This is a genomic window from Brevibacterium sp. Mu109, assembly GCF_900169375.1.
Taxonomy (GTDB): Bacteria; Actinomycetota; Actinomycetes; order Actinomycetales; family Brevibacteriaceae; genus Brevibacterium; species Brevibacterium yomogidense_A.
Genome location: NZ_FXZF01000009.1, coordinates 58,973 through 76,126 on the forward strand (window position 1 = coordinate 58,973; position 17,154 = coordinate 76,126).

Consider the following 17,154-nt stretch of genomic DNA (forward strand, 5'->3'; position numbering starts at 1 on the left):
TCCACTCACTCAACGCACTCATTCCGCGGACCAGCCCCCGTCGATCGAGTACCCGGAGCCGTTGATCGCCCGACCGGCCTCCGACGCCATGAGCACGGCGATCGCGGCGACGTCTTCCGCCCCCGGCAGCGACGGGACCGCAGAATGCTCCAGGAAGACCTCTTCCAGCACTGCGTCCTCGCTGATCCCGCGGGTCGTCGCCTGGTCCGCGACCTGCGACTCCACCAGCGGCGTCATGACGTAGCCGGGATTGATCGCATTGCAGGTGACGCCCTTGGGCCCGCCTTCCAGTGCGGTCGTCTTCATGAGCCCCATGAGCCCGTGCTTCGCGGCGACGTACGCGGACTTGAACGCGGACGCGCGGATCCCGTGGACCGACGACAGGTTGATGATGCGGCCCCACCCGCGCTCGTACATCGCGGACAGCGCCGCCTTCGTGAGCACGAAGGGCGATTCGAGCATGAGCGTCTGGATGAACCGCCACTCCTCCAGCGGGAACTCCTCCAGCGGATGGATCCGCTGGATGCCTGCATTGTTCACGAGGATGTCGACGTCCAGCGGTGAGCCGCGGAACCGCTCCTCCAGCGCCGAGGTGTCCGCCAGGTCCACCTCCCACACCTCCGCGGTGCTGACTCTCGCCGTGGCCGTCGTGCCGGCCGCCGCAGGCGCCGCGTCGCGGTAGGGGCCACCCGTCTCACCGGCATCCGCGCGGCTCGCGCCTGCTGCTTCCGCGATCTCGTCGGCGACCGCGCGTGCACCGTCCCCGTCCCGGTCGGCGAGGATGACGTGGGCCCCCTCTGCGGCGAAGGCGAGCGCGACGGCCCGGCCGATCCCGGAGGCTCCGCCCGTGACGAGGGCGCGGCGGTTGGTCAGCAGTTCACTCATGTGACCCACGTTACGTCAGGAGCGGGCCCTCACGCCCCCACTCACCTGTCCAGCAACCTCACTCATCCAGCAGCGCTGCCGCGTACATCGGCCGGGCCGCGTCCTCGCTGGGCGGGTGGAAGAGCCCGGCAGTCGCATCCCGGAACACGCGGCTGATCTCGTTCCCGTTGCCGAATCCGCTTCCACCGGAGCACATGAGTGCGGCCTCCGCGGTCCTCCGCGCCGCGCGCGACGCGTTGATCCGCGCACTCACGAGCCGCAGCGGCCAGCCCGCCCCGTGGTCGGCGAGCTCATCGAAGTCCCGCGTGTAGGAGTCCAGCTGCGCGGGCACCGCCAGGTAGTCCATGTGCGCATCGGCCAGGCGCACGCGCGTCTCCGGCACCTCGGCGTAGGACACGCCCCTCTTCGCGGACTTCCGCTTCTTCAGCGCCTCCGCCCCCAGCTCCAGCGCCCGCTGCGCCACACCCGCGTAGACGGATGCGATGAGCAGCTGGAAGTTGCTCGTGATCGCGAACGTGAGCAGATCCGGCACGGGACCCGGTTCGATGCGCCTGGCCACCCGCTCCGGCTCCATCCGCACGTCGTCGAGGATCGTCGCGCGGCTGTGGGACGGACGCATCCCCATGACGTCCCAGTCATCGGAGGGTTTGATCCCGTCGGCACTGCGATCGAGGAACCCGTAGACCAGCCGCGGTTCCGCGGCATCAGAGGTGTCGAGCCCGTGCACGATCAGCCGCGTCCACACCGGGGTGAGGGAGGTGAAGATCTTCACGCCGCTCAGCAGGTAGCCGCCGTCGTCCTGCGGCAGGGCCTGCGTGTTCGACCCCTGCAGCACCCAGTCGTTCGCCGGTTCGCTGATCCCGAATGCGAACACCTCACCGGCCTGGGCCTCCTCGAGCACCCAGTCCAGCGAGTGGTCCCCGCGCGCCCCCATCGCGTGGACGACACCCGTGCACATGAGGTGCATGTTGACCGCCAGCGCGGTGCCCGGTGCCGCCGTCGCCAGCCGCTGCTGCAGTCGCGTGACCTCGTGCAGCGTGAGACCCGGGCCGCCCATCGACTCCGGCACGAAGAGCCGCAGGTACCCGGACGCCTTCAGCTCTTCGAGGTCGTCGTAGAAGAAGGCGTTCTCCCGGTCATAGTCGGCCGCCCTCCCCCGGAACCGTTCCAGCAGGTCATCGGGCAGGTAGGTCTGCGCGAGCTGCTCGTGCCGCGCCTCCCGTGCAGCCGCCGGTGCCTCATGCGAATCCGTCATCGTGTTTCCTCCTCGTGTCTCTCTCCATGCGTGAACAGGACCGCCGCGTTGTGCCCGCCGAAGCCGAACGACGTCGACAGCACCGTGCGCACGTCGACCCGCCGCGCCTCGCCGCGCACCACGTCGAGGTCGAACTCCGGATCGTCCAGGTTGAGGGTGGGCGGGATGAGTCCGTCCCTCAGCGTGCGGATCGCGAGGATCCCCTCGACGACGCCGGCGGCTCCCAGCAGGTGCCCGGTCGTCGACTTCGTCGCCGTGACCGGAACCTCCCGCGCCCGAGGCCCCAGCACGTCGGACAGAGCCGTCGCCTCCGCGTCGTCCCCGGCCGGCGTGCCGGTGCCGTGGGCGTTCACATGGTCCACGGACTCCGGCCCCAGCCCTGCATCCGCGAGGCAGACGCGCATCGACAGCGCCGCACCGCGGCCCTCAGGGTGCGGGGCGGTCGGATGGTGGGCATCGCTCGAGGCGCCGAAGCCCGCCAGCTCAGCCAGGACCTCGGCGCTGCGACCGCGGGCGGTGTCCTCGGCCTCGAGCAGGATCACCGCAGCGCCCTGGGACATGACGAAACCGGACCGGTCCCGGTCGAAGGGGCGGCTCGCGGAAGCCGGGTCGTCCTCGCATCCCGCAGCGAGCGCTCGCAGGTTCGCGTTCGACGACAGGTTCACCGGGCCCAGGCAGTCCTCCATCCCCACGACCAGCACCGCGTCCGCGTACCCGTGCCGGATGAGGCGGAGCCCGTCCCCCAGCGCGACCGCGCCGGACGCGCACGTCGCGCTCACGCCGTGCGACGTGCCGAGCGCGCCGTACCGGTGGCTCAACAGGGCCGCCGCACCATCGGGCGCACCGTAGATCGCAAGCGTCAGCGGCACCGACCGGGGCCCGCCCGCGTCATAGGCGCGCGTCGCGGCCTGCATCGCGTCGACGGGGCCGGATCCGGTGGCGGCGAGGACGACGAGGCGCTGCGGATCCCACGGCAGGTCCCCTGGAACCGGCACCGCTCCCGAGGCCGTGGTCGCCTGCGCGACCGCCTGGTCCGCTGCGGCGATCGCCCACTGCTGGACCGGGCTGAGGCGACGGGCGAGTGCGCGCGGCAGATGCGCCTCGGGGTCGAAGTCGCGCACCTGGCCGCCGATCCGCACCGGCAGATCTGCGAACTCCTCACCCTCGAGCACGCCGATGGCACTGCGGCCGGCGCGGGCCGCCTCCCACAGCGCGTCTGCGCTGTTCCCGCTGGGTGTGATCGCACCCAGCCCGGTGACCACGACGCGCCGCATCTCCGTCACAGCCGCTCTGCCTTCCCCTCGAGCACGAGGTCTCGCGTCGCCGGTCTGCGGATCTTGCCGCCCACGGTGCGGGGCAGCGCATCGACCCGGAACCAGCGCCGCGGCACGTACTGGGGCGCGAGCCGCTCCTGGGCGTGCTCGCGCAGGACGTCCTTCGTCAGAGCAGCTTTCGCCGAAGAGCCCGCCGGCCCCTCACCAGCCCCGGCCTCGATGACCAGTGCGACCACGGTGCCCAGCGCGGGATCCGGCAGGGGCACAGCGCACACGTCTCTCAGGCCGACGAGGTCGTCGAAGGCGCGTTCGACCTCGGGCAGAGCGACCTTGTGCCCGCCGGTGATCGCGATGTCCCCGGCCCTGCCCACGAGCTCCAGCCGTCCGTCGACGATCCGGCCCTGGTCGTGGACGGACGCCCAGCCGTCCGGGCCCACCAGGACCTCGTCGGTCGTGCCCGCGAGGTAGCCCGCGGAGCATGCCGCCGCGAGGATCCAGAGAGTGCCGATCTCCCCGTCGGGTGCCAGGTCCCCGGATTCTTCCCGGATCTGTGCGCCGATGCCGTCGTAGATGCTGATGAGCGTCCCGTCGCCGTCCCGGCTGTCGCCGATGAAGCCGATCTCTGCGGCGCCGTAGTAGCTGATGAGCCTCACGTGGGGCAGCACGTCGGCGAGGCCTGCGCGGATCGACGCGGGCAGGTTCGCCCCGCCGGTCACCACCAGGTCGAGGCGCGCGAAGCGTTCGGGAGCGCGGCGGGCTGCGTCTGTCAGCGCGCGGACCACGGCCGGCACGACGACGACGCGGGTGATCGCCTCGTCGTCGATGCGATGGGCGAGGGCGAGCGCGTCGAACCCGTCGGCGACGTGCACGCTGCCGCCCGTGGCCATGCATTCGACGACCGCATAGAGGGTGAGGCTGTAGGAGACCGGCCCGGGGGCCAGCGTCGCGACGCCTGCGAACGGCTCGAGGTGCGCCGTGGAGACCGCCGCGTTCGCCCGGTACTGGTCGCGGGTCTTGAGGAACGCCTTCGGGTTGCTCGTCGTGCCGGAGGAGAAGAGCATGAGGAACGCCTCGTCCCCGTCGCGGACCGCAGGCCGCTCCAGGGGCGGGCCGGTCGGGGCCCCGCGCAGCCCGTCGATGCGGCGGGTGAAGTCGTCGAGGCCGATCACGGTCCCCGTCCACCCGCGCTGCGCCAACGCGGGGGCCAGATCGTCGGTGTCCGTGACGACCAGGCCGATCCCCGTCGTGAGGACGACGTCGACGCGGTGCTCGAGCGGCCAGCGCGGATCGATCGTCGCGGACACCGCCCGGAACCCCGCGAGTCCCACGACGAAGCGGGCGGTCGCGAACGCCGATTCCGCGCTGATGGCCGCGATCGGGATCCCGCGGGTCTCCGCGGCGGGTGCCGGCGGATCAGCCTGTGCGCGGTGGAGGCCGCCGACGACGGCGAAGAGGCGAGAGGAGTCGGCGATGAGTTCGCGGTACGTGAGGCTCTCACCCTCACCGACGATCGCCGGCCGGTCGGGATGCTGCGCGGCCGTCTCCAGCATCGCCTGCGTCATCGGCACGTGCGGACCCCCTCATCGTCGACCGTCCCGGATGGACTTCGCCACCGGGCCGGGTGGTGAGCCGTGCGGGTGCGTCTGGTGCCGCACGGACACCGCCCAGTCTAGGGAGCCTGACGGACACAGCAGGGTGCAGTCCGTCACGCGGCGCCTCAGGAGCCGCCTCAGCTGTCCCTCAGCTCACCTTCAGAGGGTGGGATACGCGCATCCCGCCGCTCAGAACGCCGGGGTGTTCTCGAACTCCTCGAGGACCGCCACCACCTGCTCGCTCGTGAAGGCCTCCTTGAGCGCGGCGACCTCCGGGGAGTCCTGGTTGTCCTCACGGGACACGAGCGTCACCGCGAACTGCTGGTCCTCCTCGAAGGTCAGACCGTCCTCGAACGGGCTCAGGTCGATCTGATTCGCGAAGGCGGGCAGGTTGAACACCGCGTCCGACTCCTCGTAGGCGGCGTTCGCCTGGAGCAGCTCGACCTGGACGAACTCCAGATCGCGCGGGTTCTCCGTGATGTCGTCCATGCCGGCCTCGAACCTTTCGGCTGCGGGATCCAGGGTGACGATCTCCTCCTCCGCCAGCATCTGCAGCGCGCGCCCCAGGTTCGAGCTGTCCGCCGGGAGCGTGACGTGTCCGCCGTCGGGCAGCTCGTCGATGGAATCGAGCTCCTGCGAGTAGAACGCGACGGCCGTCAGGTAGACCGGCTGCACGCCGACCAGCGACGCGTCGTTGCCCTCGTTGAACTCCTCCATGAACGGGATGTGCTGGACGAAGTTCGCGTCGATCTCCCCGGCCGCCAGCATCGCGTTGGGCTGCACGTAGTCAGCGACCTCGATCATCTCGATCTCGTAGCCGTCGCCGATCGCCTCGGCGGCCGCCTCGACGACATCCGTCATCGGCGGGGTGGCGGCGGCGACCTGGAGGGTGGTCGTGCCGCCCCCTCCGTCCGCACCGCAGGCGGACAGGGTGAGTGCGGCAGCGGTCAGCGCTGCGGCGGGCAGGAGCGTGCGACGGGTCATGGTGTCATTTCCTTCGTGAGTGCGGTGGTCGGTCATCGCTTGTCGAGAGCGCGGGAGATCAGGTGGCCTGCCGTCTGCAGGACCAGGACGGCGGCGATCGTGAGGACGATCGCCGTGTACATGAGGGTGAACTGGTACTCCTGGTAGCCGTAGCGCAGCGCGAAGTCGCCGATCCCGCCTCCGCCGACGACGCCCAGGACGGTCGAGTAGGACACGAAGCTGATCGTCGCGGATGTCAGCGCGTACACCAGCCCGGAGCGGGCCTCGACGTAGAGGAACTTCGTCACCGTCTGCCAGATGTTCGCGCCCATGGATCGGGCCGCGGTGAGGATGCCGCTGGGCAGCTCCAGCAGGATCTGCTCGACCAGGCGCGCGTAGATCGCGATCGCGACGAAGGCCAGGGGGAAGGACGCCGCGGTCGTCCCGAACGTCGTCCCGAACACCAGCCGCGTCACCGGGATCATGAAGACGACGAACAGCAGGAACGGGAAGGAGCGCACGATCGTGACATAGAGCTCCGCCACGATCCAGACGCCGCGGTTCTCGACGAGGCCGCCCCGCCGCGTCAGGAAGATCAGGGTGCCCAGCGGCAGGCCCAGCAGCACCGCCGCGACGATGGCGGCGAGCACCATGTACCCCGTCTCCACGAGCGCCTCGACGATCTTGTCGCCGGATTCCGCGAAGACGTCGAGGATCTCGTTCACGCGCGCACCTCCGTCATTCCGTGAGCGCCTTCCGCGCGTGCTCCAGGTAGCTGCCGTCCGCGTCTCGCCGTCGACTGTTCACCGTCAGCGTCTCGCGCAGCCTCCCCCGCTCGAAGACCGCCGCACGATCGCAGATCGCCTTCGCCACGTCGAGCTCGTGGGTGACCACGACGATGGTGGTGCCGTACTCGTCGCGCGCGCTGCGCAGGAGCGTGAGGATGTCCGCCGTCGTCGAGGTGTCGAGGGCGGAGGTCGGTTCGTCGGCCAGGAGCACGGAGGGCCGCGTGGCCAGTGCACGGGCGATCGCGACGCGCTGCTTCTCCCCGCCGGACAGCTGCGCCGGATAGTGGTCGCCGCGGTGCTCGAGCCCGACGAAGGCGAGCAGTGAGGCGAGCAGCTCCGGATCGCTGCGCCGCTGGATCGTGAGCGGCAGCTCCATGTTCTGTCGGACCGTGCGATTGCCCAGCAGGTTGAAGCCTTGGAAGACGGTGCCGATCCCGTGCCGCAGCCGGTTGAGCTGCCGCGGGGACAGCGTCGACGGGTCCACCCCGTCCAGCAGCACAGTGCCGTCCGTCGGATGGGCGAGCGCTCCCAGCAGCTCCAGCAGCGTGGACTTCCCCGCCCCGCTCTCACCCAGCACTCCGAAGATCTCCTGCCGCTCGATCGCGAGCGTCACGTCATCGAGTGCGGTGACTGAGCCGAATCGCTTCGTGACACCGCGCAGGTCCACTGCAGGGCTGCTCGCGGCAGGCGCACGCTCGTCTGCCGAGCTCGTGCCGGGCGGTGCGGGGCGGTCGGACATGGGGCGGGGTTCTCCAGCGTGCTCGCGGGGCTGCGTGCCCGCACGGGGCGGCACGCAGGAAGACCGGCTTCAGGGCGCGTGTGAATTCCCTTGGATCTTCATGGCAACCCCAGCAGTCTATGGTGGTCGTGACCACCGTGGAGGGGGTGCGGGTATTAGCTTGCGCACACCCTCGATGGACGGACCTGCCGCCTCACACGCAGAGCTGCGGCCGGGGAGAGGACGTCGAATGACCGAGGACCCGCAGCCCGTGCTGTACACCGCGACCGCGGTCAACCGGACCGGCTCTGACGGCGAGAGCGTGACGGACACCGGGTGGCGCGTCGCGGTGCGCTCGCCCCTCCTCAGCCCGCCGCCGGAATCGCCGGAGCCGGGAGACCACCCCTCGAATCCCGAAGAGCTCCTGGCCCTCGCGTGGGCGACCTGCCTCTCCGGGAGCGCCCGCATCGTCGCACCAGGTCGCGATGTGACGGTCCGGGTCGAGGTCACCCTGCACGAGGATGCCTCCGGACCCGGGTTCGCCTTCACCCCGACGGCCTTCGTGTCCTTCGCCGGCGCCGATCCGGAGTCCGCGGACCGGCTCGCCGCCGCCGCGCACGCGCGGTGCCCCATCTCGAAGCTGCTCAGCGGCCGGGGCACGGCGACGGTCGTGGCAGAGCCGCACTCCCCCGACTCCCCCGACTCCTCCGCCTAGGGCCGCCCAGGGCCGCCGAGTGCCGCCCAGTGCCACCTAGCGCCACCCACCGCCGCCACAGACGATCACCCCTTGACCCCGACCTCGACCGGGTCTACAGTTAAGGTATTCCTTCATGAAGGAGTTGCTTCAATGGCAGCCACAGACCGCCTCAGCCTCATCTTCGCCGCACTCGCCGATCCCACCCGCCGGGAGATCCTCAGTCGCCTGGCACAGGGACCGGCCACGGTGGGCGAGGTGGCCGAACCGTTCGACATGAGTGCGCCTGCGATCTCACAGCACCTCAAGGTGCTCGAGCGCGCGGGTCTCGTCACGCGCACGGTGAAGGCCCAGTGGCGGACGCTGTCGCTGGAGGCCCAGCCGCTCGGCGACGCCGCGGCATGGGTCGAGGAGCAGCGCCGCGACTGGAATCTTCGCCTCGACGCACTCGAGCACCACCTCGAGGCGATGACAGCGAGAACGAACGACGATGTTCAGGAGTGAGCACGATGACCACCGCAGACAGCACCGATCAGATCCCCGAATTCTCGATCACCCGCACCCTCGACGCACCACGAGACCTCGTCTGGAGGGCGTGGACCGACGAATCCGAACTCGCCCAGTGGCTGGGTCCGTTCGGGGTCACGACCGATTCCGTGGCGTTCGACGTCCGCGCGGGCGGCCGCTATCGCTACACGATGACGAACGACGAGACCGGTGAGCAGTTCCCGACCGGCGGCGAGTTCCTCGAGGTCCTCCCCCAGGACCGGCTCGTCTTCACGTGGGGCGAGCCGGACACGCCCGTGGAGAGCGCTCCCGTCATCACACTCACCTTCAGCCCGCAGGGCGAGCAGACGGAGCTCGTCCTCCACCTGCGCGGGATCGCGGGGCACCCCGGTGACGGCTTCGTCCACGACGGCTGGGACGAGGCGCTCACCAACCTGGACCGGCACCTCCGCGGTGAACTGCCGGGCTGAAGCCGCGAAGTCCCCACACCGCGCGCACTGAGGCGCCGGCCACCCCTCGGGTGACCGGCGCCTCAGTGCGCACCGCGGGCAGGGTCAGGACCTCACCGGCCCGGGTGCTCCTCGAGCCTGCCGTGACGACGGGCGGCACGGGATTCGGAGTCCACCCGGTCGACGTCCATGAGGTCGACGCCGCGGGTCTCCTTCGTGAAGTACAGCGCGACCAGCGAGATCGCAGCGGCGACGGCCAGGTAGATGGCGATCGGGATCGACGAACCCGTTGCGCTGAGCAGAGCGGTCGCGATGATCGGGGCGAACGAACCGGCCACGATCGCCGTGACCTGGTAGCCCAGCGACACACCGGAGTAGCGCATGCGGGTGGGGAACATCTCCGACATGATCGCCGGCTGCGGCGCATACATGAACCCGTGGAAGATCAGGCCCGCGAGGATGCCGATGAAGATCAGGAGCGCGTCGCCCGTGTCGTACAGCGGGAAGGCGAAGAATCCCCAGGTCGCCGTCAGCAGGATGCCGATCAGGTACGGCGGCTTGCGGCCGACGATGTCGGTGAGCTTGCCGATGAACGGCACCATGATCGCGTGGAGCGCGTGGGCGCCCAGGAGGAGCCCCAGGATCTCCGCATTGTCGATGCCCACCTGGATCGACAGGTAGGTGATGGAGAACGTGACGACGAGGTAGTAGTGGATGTTCTCCACCAGGCGCAGGCCCATCGCGCTGAACACTCCGCGGGGGTAGCGCTTGAAGACCTCGACGACGCCGTAGCCCGCATCCTCCTCGTGGATCTCCTGGTGCGCCTCCTGGAAGATCGGGGCATCGGACACGCGGGTGCGGATGTACCAGCCGATGATGACGATGACGGCGGACAGCCAGAAGCCGATCCTCCAGCCCCACGACAGGAATGCCTCGTTGGACAGGACCGCGGTGAGGACGAAGAGGACCCCCGTCGCCAGCAGATTGCCCAGGGGCACGCCGGACTGCGGCCAGGAGGCCCAGAACCCGCGGTCCTTCGGCGGCGAATGCTCAGCGACCAGGAGGACTGCGCCGCCCCACTCGCCGCCCACGGCGAATCCCTGGATGAGGCGCAGCAGCACGAGGATGACCGGAGCGGCGTAGCCGATCTGATCGAAGGTGGGCAGGCAGCCCATGAGGAAGGTCGAGACGCCCACCAGGATGATCGAGAACTGGAGGAGGGCCTTGCGACCGTACTTGTCACCGAAGTGGCCGAAGACGATGCCGCCCACGGGCCGTGCGATGAAGCCGACCGCGTAGGACCCGAAGGCCAGCAGCACCGCGTCGAACGGGTTGTCCGACTGCGGGAAGAGGATGTGGTTGAAGACCAGCGTCGCGGCGGACGCATAGAGGAAGAACTCGCACCATTCGACGACCGTTCCAGCCATCGAAGCCGCGTCGCCCACTCGTGTGCCGTACGTCACCCAGCATGCGGCCCGCAGTGCAAGGATTCAGGCGACACTCCCAGAGAGGAGTCAGCCCGCGCCCTGCGAATCTGCAGATGCCGTCTGCAGAGGCCGTCCGCAGCAGCGGTGCTCACTCCTCCGCGGGAGGGCTCCCGGCCTGTGGCGGTCGGGAACGATCAGTCGAGCGCTCCCCGTTCTCCTTCGAGCGCTCCCCGTTCCCCACCGGGGCACCCGTACTCCCCTTCGGGGGCCCCTCGTTCGCCGCGGCGAGTCCGGCGAGCATGGCGTTGTACGCCTCCAGCTCCGCATCGCCGGACCTGTCCTCCGCGCGATCGCTGCGCTTCGCCTCCCGTGTCGAGGACTGGAACCACTCCACGGCCAGGATGATCGCGAGCCCCAGTGTGGGGAACTCGCCGATCCCCCACGCGATCTCTCCGCCGCGCGCCTGATCCTCGATCGCGCTGACCCATCCGTGGCCCACGTTCCCGTACCAGTCGCCGGCGATGAGTGCCGTCGAGGACATGATCGAGATGCCGAAGAAGGCGTGGAAGGCCATCGTGACGAGGAGGATCGGGAGCCGCACCGGGTACGGATAGCGGTTCACCCCCGGGTCGACGCCGATGATCGACTGCGCGAAGAAGTACCCCGCCGCCAGGAAGTGCAGGATCATGAGCTCGTGACCGATGTGGGTGTCGAGCGCGTACCACATGATGCCGGAGTAGTAGAAGACGATGAGCGAGCCCGCGAAGTTGATCGCCGCGACGATCGGATGCGAGAAGAACCTCGCATAGCGCGAGTGGACGATCGCGAGCACCCATTCGCGCACGCCCCGCGATCCGTCCCGACGAGGCGCGAGTCCGCGCATGAGCAGGGTGACCGGCGCCCCGAGCACCAGGGGGATCGGCGCGATCATGACCAGTGCCATGTGCTGGAGCATGTGGGCGGAGAACAGCACGCGGCCGTAGACCGACGCGCCGCCGCAGGTCACGTAGAAGAGGACCGCGAGCCCCAGCAGCCAGCAGATCGTCCGGTGGATCGGCCAGGAGTCACCGCGATCGCGCAGCCGCTTGACCGCGAGCAGGTAGAGCACCGCCGCGCCCACCGTGATGACGACCCAGATCGGGTCGAAGAGCCACTCCGTGAAGTACCGGGCGGCCGTGGGCTCCGGTGGCAGAGTCTCGCCGGACAGGATCTGGAACGCAGTCGGCTCGGCGGGCGGCTCGTCCGGGACGGGCGGCGCGGTCCGCGACAGGACCACGCCCAGCGCGGTCGCCGCACCGAAGAGGACGATCTCTCCCAGCACCAGTCGCCAGAACAGCAGTGCCGCGCCCGAGGCCGTCGCACGGCTCGCTGCTCCCGCACGGCTCGCTGCTCCCTCGCGGTTCGCGGCGGGTGCGTCGGACCCGGTCCGGGGCGCGGTCGGCGCGGGGACGGCGCCGGGCAGTCGCCCGATCACCGCGCGGCGATGGGACCATCCGGCGAAGCCGAGCAGGATCGTGAGCGCCAGCTTGGTGACGAGCACCACCCCGTACGGTGTCAGCCAGTCGTCGATCCCGCCCACGCGCAGCAGCGCGTTCGTGAGTCCCGAGTACATCACCAGCGCGTAGGCGATGAGCGCGATCGTCGAGTAGCGGGCGACGATCGAGCCGAGGTCCGCACGACGCGTGAGACCGGGTGCGATGAGCGCGAGCGACAGGAGGCCGCCCAGCCAGATCACCACGCCGACCAGGTGGATCGAGAGGCTGCCGACCGCCTCGATGTGCCCATCGGCCTCTGCGGAGTGGCCGAGGATCGACAGCAGCAGGATCGGCAGCGCGGACACGACGAGAGCCGCTGCCACTCCGGCGAACGAGCGCAGGCCGAACACCAGCATGGAGCCCACGGCGATGAGGCCGACGATCGCCAGCCAGACGCGGCCCAGGTCGATCTCCGTGATGAAGGACCACAGCTGACCGGAGAACTCCCCCTGGAACGCCTGAGCACCCGCGGTGTCGACATAGGTCAGCACGAGCACGGCGACGGACGAGAGGGTCCAGACCGCCGAGGCCACCTGGGCGACGCCCAGCAGACGATTCCATTCGGGGTCGATGCGGGAGGATTTGCGTCCGGTGGTGCGTGGGAACACGACGACGGCCAGCAGGAGGGAGCCGATGGTCAGCGCCATCGCGGAGTTGAAGACGAACTCGGCGATCGGCAGGCCCCACCGGCCCAGCGGGCCGGAGTCCGCGAGCACCGTCGGCGCTGCCGCTCCCGTCGCGATGAGTCCGATCGAGCCCGCGAGAGCGCCGATCAGGACGAACAGCGGGACCGCGGCGATCCGGACCTGGGGTTCGATCCCCGTGGTCGCGTCGCCGCGGGTCGCCGGGGTCGCCTTGGCCGACGCACTCACCGCATTCCGCACACCCTCCGTCACAGCCGTCGGTCGCCCAGCGCGGGGAACGACGTCCGGCGGGAGTGGATCGCTTCGATGTCGATGTCCGCGGTGATGATCGATTCGTCTGGTCCGGCCTCCGCGAGGACGCTCGCGGACGCGTCGAGGATCACCGAGTGCCCGCCCATCTGGGTCTTCGCGTGGAAGCCGGCGGTGTTCACAGCGACCATCGCGCAGAAGTCCTCTGCGGCGCGCGCACGGGCGAGGAGGCTCCAGTGATCGACGCGCGGCGCGGGCCAGGCCGCGGGGACGACGAACACCTCTGCACCTGCATCGAGGAGCGCGCGGAACTGTTCGGGGAAGCGGAGGTCGTAGCACGTCGCGAGACCCAGCGTCACGGTCCGCCCGTCGACCTCGATCGGCGCGGTGACGATGTCCTCACCGGCCTCGAGCAGCTTGGGCTCACCGTTGCCGAAGCCGAACCGGTGGATCTTGCGGTAGACGGAGATGATCTCCCCTGCCGGGTCGATGAGCACCGAGGTGTTCCACAGGCCGCGCTCGCCGTCGGGCAGCTCGGGCAGGCGCTTCACATCGTGGTCGACGGAGGCGAGCCGTTCGAGGGCCTCGGGAGTCCCCTCGATGAGGGAGCCCATGTGGAGGTGGGCGCCGGTGTCCCGTGCCGCAGCGCGCATGGCTGTGACGATCGGGCCGTCCAGGGTCTGGGCGGCGGGGCCCCAGCTGCGGTAGCCGAAGCCGGAGGACGGCCACAGCTCGGGCAGGACGATGAGGTCGGACGAATGCTGGGTGCGGACCAGGTCCGCGGCCCTCACGACGCGGTCTGCGAGCGTTTCGTGGTCGTCGTAACCCAGCTGGATTCCAGAGATGCGCATGGCCCCAGGGTATCGCCGCGGGATGACCGCGGGCGAACGCGGGCAGGTGGTCGCAGAGTGCCGGCTGAATGCAGAAGGGCGGCCGGGTCCCGGAGGATCCCGACCGCCCTTCGGCGATCATGCGCGTGAGCGCACTCGTGTCACTTGGTGCCGGCAGCAGCCTTGAGCTTCGAACCGGCGGACAGCTTCACGGAGTAGCCTGCCGGGATCTCGATCTCGGCACCGGTCTGCGGGTTGCGGCCCTTGCGAGCTGCACGCTCGGTGCGCTCGACGGACAGCCAGCCCGGGATGGTGAGCTTCTCGCCGCTGGAGACAGCCTCAGTGAAGGACTCGAAGACGCCGTCGAGCACGTCGGAGACCTGCTTCTGGGTCAGACCGGACTTCTCTGCGACCTCTGCAACCAGTTCGCTGCGGTTCTTAGCCATGGATGTGTCCTCCTTCAGGACTGGAGTACTGCTTCAGTGCTGTGTTCGGGTTACGACTGGTCCGAAACTACCAGACGTCGACCCCCGTTCAGAGGATCCGGCACGCGGATCCTCAGGAGATCACCAGCTGGACTTCGTCACACCGGGCAGCTGGCCCTTGTGCGCCATGTCGCGGAAGCGCACGCGCGACAGGCCGAACTTGCGGAGGTGACCGCGCGGGCGGCCGTCGACCTGGTCGCGGTTGCGGAGGCGGACCGGCGACGCGTCGCGGGGCAGCTTCTGCAGGCCCAGACGGGCCTCTTCGCGCTGATCATCGGTGCTGTCCGGGCTGACCAGCTGGCGCTTCAGCGTGGCGCGGCGCTCGGCGTAGCGCTCCACGATGACCTGACGCTGCTTCTCGCGTGCGATCTTGGACTTCTTAGCCATGTGCGCTCAGCGCTCCTCTCGGAAATCGACGTGCTTGCGGACCACGGGGTCGTACTTCTTGAGCACGATGCGGTCCGGGTTGTTGCGGCGGTTCTTACGGGTCACGTAGGTGAACCCGGTGCCGGCAGTCGACTTCAGCTTGATGATGGGGCGAATGTCCTGGGCCTTTGCCATCAGAGCTTCACTCCCTTCGAGATGAGGTCGCTCACGACAGCGTCGATCCCGCGCGCGTCGATCAGCTTGATGCCCTTGGTGGACACGTTCAGCGTGATGTTGCGGCGCAGAGACGGCACGTAGTAGCGCTTCTTCTGAATGTTCGGGTCGAAGCGACGCTTGGTGCGTCGGTTCGAGTGGGACACGTTGTGTCCGAAACCGGGGACGGCCCCGGTCACCTGGCAGGTTGCTGCCATGACTTCCTCCAGTTCACAGTTGGCGGCGGTGAAGCACCGACCGGCATCCCACGTGCGGACACGCGCTGATCCGATCGTCTGCCTGCATCCTTCGCAGACATCAGCACAGATTCCACCGGGTGCAGCTCCTGCGTGTGCGGGCACACGCCTCTGGAACCGCGAGCGGTGATATGCAGACACCCGGTGCGGGTGTGCGTACGCGCCTCGTCGAGTGACGGGGCACGTGATGTCTCACCAGCGCTGTAGCCGAAGCCTGTGAGAGAGGGCCTAGCATACGTGCAGCGCTCAATGAGCACGTGCGGCGAATCGTGCAGGACGACGCGCCGCGTTCACAACAGTCCACAATCCTATGCGAGCGGGCCCTCGTGCGGCAAGTCGCGCTGGAGCGCTCCCCGCCGGTCGCGTCCGCCCACCCGTACTCGCGTGCCTGCGGTCGGTGTTGCCGCACCCGCCCTCGCGTGCAAGAGTGACAGCATGCATCTCCTGCCAGACCCCGTGAGGGTCGGGCACCGAACGCTCGGGGCCCGATGAGCTCCCCGGAGCCACCCTCTTCGCCCCGTCCGCGGATCCGCAAGGCCCACAGCTTCGAGCACGAGTATTCGGGGCCGCGCACGGGAGGAGCAGACGCACCCGGTGCCGGCGGTTCCGCAGCGCACGACCGGTCCACCTACTACGAATACATCGCGCGCCATTCCGCGGAACTCCCCGCACAGCAGGGCCCCCCGCACGGCCCGTCCGGGTCGGGCTCCGTCCCATCGCACCCCGCCCGGGCACAGGGCGCCCCCGCCGAGGCCCCGGTCACCCACGGCGCCGTCCCTCCCCGCCCCACGAAGCGGCCCACTGCGGGCCCCGCCCCTGCGGCTCCCGGCGCCGCCTCCGCATCCGCGGGCGGCACCGCAGCCGGGCGGACCTCCGCCGCTGCCCCGGGAGACCACGGCGTCCGCCGGAGACGCACCGGCCCCGTCCTCATCGGCGTGATCGCGACGCTGGCGGTCCTCGCGCTGGGGATCGGGCTGGGAGTCGCGTTCCTCGGACCGGACCGCGGCATCCAGGCGACCGACATCGAATCCCCGGGCTCCTCCTCGGCCGCGGACAGCCCCGCACCCGACGACACGGGAGGCGCTCCCGCGACGGCGGACGAGCAGCTGAGCGCGCACGTGACCGACGGGACCCGTGTCGCAGAGGAGCAGCTCGCCGATCAGTGGGTCGTGCAGCTGAGCGCCAAGAAGCCGGGGCTCGAGGCCAACGGACGCACGTGGGACGACCAGGCGATCCTGGAGGAGTTCGAGGAGAACCAGAGGCGGCATCCGGAGGCGATCCTCCTGTGGAGCGGCGACTGGAGCAGCTTCCGGCTCGCGGACTTCTGGGTCACCGTCCTCGCGGAGCCCTACGACAGTCCCGACGAGGCACTCGCGACCTGCACGAACCTGGGCCTGGACCGCGACAACTGCTTCGCGAAGAAGCTCTCGACGTCCGAGGGCCCGGACGGGACGACCGCACTCAACGACTGAGTCGTCTCGTCAGGCGTCCCGATGCCCCTGGTCGCCGCATGACCGGCAGACGGCGCAGCGGCCCGCGAGCTCGATCGTGAACTGCACGTCGTCGTAGCCCGCGTCTGCGGCGGCCGAGAGCATCGCGTCCTGCTCCACCTGCGCCGTGATCTCCTCCGTCCGCCCGCAGCCGTGGCACCGCAGGTGGTGGTGGAGGCGATCGCCGCAGCGTCGGTACAGTGCCTCGCCGTCGCGACCGTGGACCGTGTGGATCTCGCCCTTCTCGCTGAGGCTCAGCAGGTGGCGGTAGACGGTCGCGAGTGAGATCTCTGCGCCTGCGGCGCGAAGATTCGTGTGCAGCTCCTGCGCAGAGATGAGCCGGCGATCACGATCCATGATCGCGACCAGCGAATCACGCTGAGCGGATCGCCTCCGCCGGCGCATCGGCGCGTTCTGATGAGGCGACACCCCTACCCTTTCGTCACACGGCCCGAAACCGTCGAAGAGCGGCCCGAATCCGTCGCAACCGCCTGCTCGGCAGGATAACAGCGCTTCCGGCCCGCGTCACCGGC

General features: G+C 69.7%; 19 protein-coding genes. 4 read left to right on the top strand and 15 right to left on the bottom strand.

Annotation, left to right across the window (positions count from 1 at the left end; all coding sequences use genetic code 11):
• Positions 1-18: 18 nt before the first annotated feature.
• The 7 genes from BSP109_RS07180 to BSP109_RS07210 all read right to left on the bottom strand — a co-directional run bounded on the left by BSP109_RS07180 (position 19) and on the right by BSP109_RS07210 (position 7,496).
• Complete coding sequence (locus BSP109_RS07180) at positions 19-885, bottom strand: SDR family NAD(P)-dependent oxidoreductase (protein WP_101599838.1); 867 nt, start codon at positions 883-885, stop codon at positions 19-21.
• Positions 886-943: 58 nt separating this feature from the next.
• On the bottom strand, positions 944-2,140 hold the full coding sequence (locus BSP109_RS07185; protein WP_101599839.1) for an acyl-CoA dehydrogenase family protein: 1,197 nt from the start codon (positions 2,138-2,140) through the stop codon (positions 944-946).
• Positions 2,137-3,414 carry a beta-ketoacyl synthase gene (locus tag BSP109_RS07190; RefSeq protein ID WP_101599888.1) on the bottom strand — a complete coding sequence of 426 codons (1,278 nt, stop codon included), beginning with the start codon at positions 3,412-3,414 and terminating at the stop codon, positions 2,137-2,139. The genes BSP109_RS07185 and BSP109_RS07190 overlap by 4 nt, the downstream gene beginning before the upstream one ends.
• Before the next feature lie 5 nt (positions 3,415-3,419).
• Complete coding sequence (locus BSP109_RS07195) at positions 3,420-4,976, bottom strand: long-chain fatty acid--CoA ligase (RefSeq protein ID WP_308297907.1); 1,557 nt, start codon at positions 4,974-4,976, stop codon at positions 3,420-3,422.
• 219 nt (positions 4,977-5,195) lie between these two features.
• On the bottom strand, positions 5,196-5,990 hold the full coding sequence (locus BSP109_RS07200; protein ID WP_101599841.1) for a MetQ/NlpA family ABC transporter substrate-binding protein: 795 nt from the start codon (positions 5,988-5,990) through the stop codon (positions 5,196-5,198).
• 32 nt (positions 5,991-6,022) lie between these two features.
• Complete coding sequence (locus BSP109_RS07205; RefSeq protein WP_101599842.1) at positions 6,023-6,694, bottom strand: methionine ABC transporter permease; 672 nt, start codon at positions 6,692-6,694, stop codon at positions 6,023-6,025.
• Between the two features lie 13 nt (positions 6,695-6,707).
• Positions 6,708-7,496 (bottom strand): methionine ABC transporter ATP-binding protein, encoded by a 789-nt coding sequence (locus BSP109_RS07210; protein ID WP_087006367.1) that lies wholly within the window; start codon positions 7,494-7,496, stop codon positions 6,708-6,710.
• Positions 7,497-7,725: 229 nt separating this feature from the next.
• Here BSP109_RS07210 and BSP109_RS07215 point away from each other — a divergent pair, with 229 nt between their 5' ends.
• The 3 genes from BSP109_RS07215 (at position 7,726) to BSP109_RS07225 (ending at position 9,146) form a co-directional block, all read left to right on the top strand.
• Entirely contained in the window at positions 7,726-8,190 is a 465-nt protein-coding gene (locus BSP109_RS07215; protein ID WP_179207096.1) for an OsmC family protein, read from the top strand.
• Positions 8,191-8,322: 132 nt separating this feature from the next.
• The gene (locus BSP109_RS07220) at positions 8,323-8,673 is read left to right on the top strand and encodes a helix-turn-helix transcriptional regulator (protein ID WP_087006373.1); all 351 of its coding nucleotides are present in this window, start codon (positions 8,323-8,325) and stop codon (positions 8,671-8,673) included.
• 5 nt (positions 8,674-8,678) lie between these two features.
• Positions 8,679-9,146, top strand: coding sequence for an SRPBCC domain-containing protein (locus BSP109_RS07225; protein WP_101599843.1), 468 nt, complete (start codon positions 8,679-8,681; stop codon positions 9,144-9,146).
• 92 nt (positions 9,147-9,238) lie between these two features.
• On the opposite strand, the gene BSP109_RS07230 is transcribed toward BSP109_RS07225, so the two are convergent.
• From BSP109_RS07230 to rpmB, 7 genes are all read right to left on the bottom strand, one after another.
• Positions 9,239-10,552: an MFS transporter gene (locus BSP109_RS07230; RefSeq protein ID WP_101599844.1), complete on the bottom strand. Its 1,314-nt coding sequence runs from the start codon at positions 10,550-10,552 to the stop codon at positions 9,239-9,241.
• A gap of 148 nt (positions 10,553-10,700) precedes the next feature.
• Positions 10,701-12,959 carry a cytochrome c oxidase assembly protein gene (locus BSP109_RS07235; protein WP_101599889.1) on the bottom strand — a complete coding sequence of 753 codons (2,259 nt, stop codon included), beginning with the start codon at positions 12,957-12,959 and terminating at the stop codon, positions 10,701-10,703.
• 20 nt (positions 12,960-12,979) lie between these two features.
• Positions 12,980-13,831: a nitrilase-related carbon-nitrogen hydrolase gene (locus BSP109_RS07240; RefSeq protein ID WP_087006381.1), complete on the bottom strand. Its 852-nt coding sequence runs from the start codon at positions 13,829-13,831 to the stop codon at positions 12,980-12,982.
• 140 nt (positions 13,832-13,971) lie between these two features.
• Positions 13,972-14,256, bottom strand: a complete 285-nt coding sequence (locus BSP109_RS07245; RefSeq protein WP_087006385.1) for an HU family DNA-binding protein — start codon at positions 14,254-14,256, stop codon at positions 13,972-13,974.
• Positions 14,257-14,376: 120 nt separating this feature from the next.
• Positions 14,377-14,682 (bottom strand): 30S ribosomal protein S14, encoded by a 306-nt coding sequence (rpsN, locus tag BSP109_RS07250; protein WP_087006388.1) that lies wholly within the window; start codon positions 14,680-14,682, stop codon positions 14,377-14,379.
• A 6-nt stretch (positions 14,683-14,688) separates the two neighbouring features.
• Positions 14,689-14,856, bottom strand: coding sequence for a 50S ribosomal protein L33 (gene rpmG, locus BSP109_RS07255; protein WP_087006391.1), 168 nt, complete (start codon positions 14,854-14,856; stop codon positions 14,689-14,691).
• Positions 14,856-15,092: a 50S ribosomal protein L28 gene (gene rpmB, locus BSP109_RS07260; RefSeq protein ID WP_087006394.1), complete on the bottom strand. Its 237-nt coding sequence runs from the start codon at positions 15,090-15,092 to the stop codon at positions 14,856-14,858. The genes rpmG and rpmB overlap by 1 nt, the downstream gene beginning before the upstream one ends.
• A 527-nt stretch (positions 15,093-15,619) precedes the next feature.
• On the opposite strand from rpmB, the gene BSP109_RS07265 reads away from it, so the two are divergent.
• The gene (locus tag BSP109_RS07265; RefSeq protein ID WP_087006397.1) at positions 15,620-16,603 is read left to right on the top strand and encodes a hypothetical protein; all 984 of its coding nucleotides are present in this window, start codon (positions 15,620-15,622) and stop codon (positions 16,601-16,603) included.
• A gap of 9 nt (positions 16,604-16,612) precedes the next feature.
• On the opposite strand, the gene BSP109_RS07270 is transcribed toward BSP109_RS07265, so the two are convergent.
• Positions 16,613-17,026 carry a Fur family transcriptional regulator gene (locus BSP109_RS07270; RefSeq protein ID WP_087006399.1) on the bottom strand — a complete coding sequence of 138 codons (414 nt, stop codon included), beginning with the start codon at positions 17,024-17,026 and terminating at the stop codon, positions 16,613-16,615.
• Positions 17,027-17,154: the final 128 nt, after the last annotated feature.

Bases quoted from the DNA above. Each gene is read 5' to 3' on its own strand.
- BSP109_RS07180 (WP_101599838.1), bottom strand. From the start codon at position 885: ATGAGTGAACTGCTGACCAACCGCCGCGCCCTCGTCACGGGCGGAGCC.
- BSP109_RS07185 (WP_101599839.1), bottom strand. From the start codon at position 2,140: ATGACGGATTCGCATGAGGCACCGGCGGCTGCACGGGAGGCGCGGCAC.
- BSP109_RS07190 (WP_101599888.1), bottom strand. From the start codon at position 3,414: ATGCGGCGCGTCGTGGTCACCGGGCTGGGTGCGATCACACCCAGCGGG.
- BSP109_RS07195 (WP_308297907.1), bottom strand. From the start codon at position 4,976: ATGACGCAGGCGATGCTGGAGACGGCCGCGCAGCATCCCGACCGGCCG.
- BSP109_RS07200 (WP_101599841.1), bottom strand. From the start codon at position 5,990: ATGACCCGTCGCACGCTCCTGCCCGCCGCAGCGCTGACCGCTGCCGCA.
- BSP109_RS07210 (WP_087006367.1), bottom strand. From the start codon at position 7,496: ATGTCCGACCGCCCCGCACCGCCCGGCACGAGCTCGGCAGACGAGCGT.
- BSP109_RS07215 (WP_179207096.1), top strand. From the start codon at position 7,726: ATGACCGAGGACCCGCAGCCCGTGCTGTACACCGCGACCGCGGTCAAC.
- BSP109_RS07220 (WP_087006373.1), top strand. From the start codon at position 8,323: ATGGCAGCCACAGACCGCCTCAGCCTCATCTTCGCCGCACTCGCCGAT.
- BSP109_RS07225 (WP_101599843.1), top strand. From the start codon at position 8,679: ATGACCACCGCAGACAGCACCGATCAGATCCCCGAATTCTCGATCACC.
- BSP109_RS07230 (WP_101599844.1), bottom strand. From the start codon at position 10,552: ATGGCTGGAACGGTCGTCGAATGGTGCGAGTTCTTCCTCTATGCGTCC.
- BSP109_RS07240 (WP_087006381.1), bottom strand. From the start codon at position 13,831: ATGCGCATCTCTGGAATCCAGCTGGGTTACGACGACCACGAAACGCTC.
- BSP109_RS07245 (WP_087006385.1), bottom strand. From the start codon at position 14,256: ATGGCTAAGAACCGCAGCGAACTGGTTGCAGAGGTCGCAGAGAAGTCC.
- rpsN (WP_087006388.1), bottom strand. From the start codon at position 14,682: ATGGCTAAGAAGTCCAAGATCGCACGCGAGAAGCAGCGTCAGGTCATC.
- rpmG (WP_087006391.1), bottom strand. From the start codon at position 14,856: ATGGCAAAGGCCCAGGACATTCGCCCCATCATCAAGCTGAAGTCGACT.
- rpmB (WP_087006394.1), bottom strand. From the start codon at position 15,092: ATGGCAGCAACCTGCCAGGTGACCGGGGCCGTCCCCGGTTTCGGACAC.
- BSP109_RS07265 (WP_087006397.1), top strand. From the start codon at position 15,620: ATGAGCTCCCCGGAGCCACCCTCTTCGCCCCGTCCGCGGATCCGCAAG.
- BSP109_RS07270 (WP_087006399.1), bottom strand. From the start codon at position 17,026: ATGCGCCGGCGGAGGCGATCCGCTCAGCGTGATTCGCTGGTCGCGATC.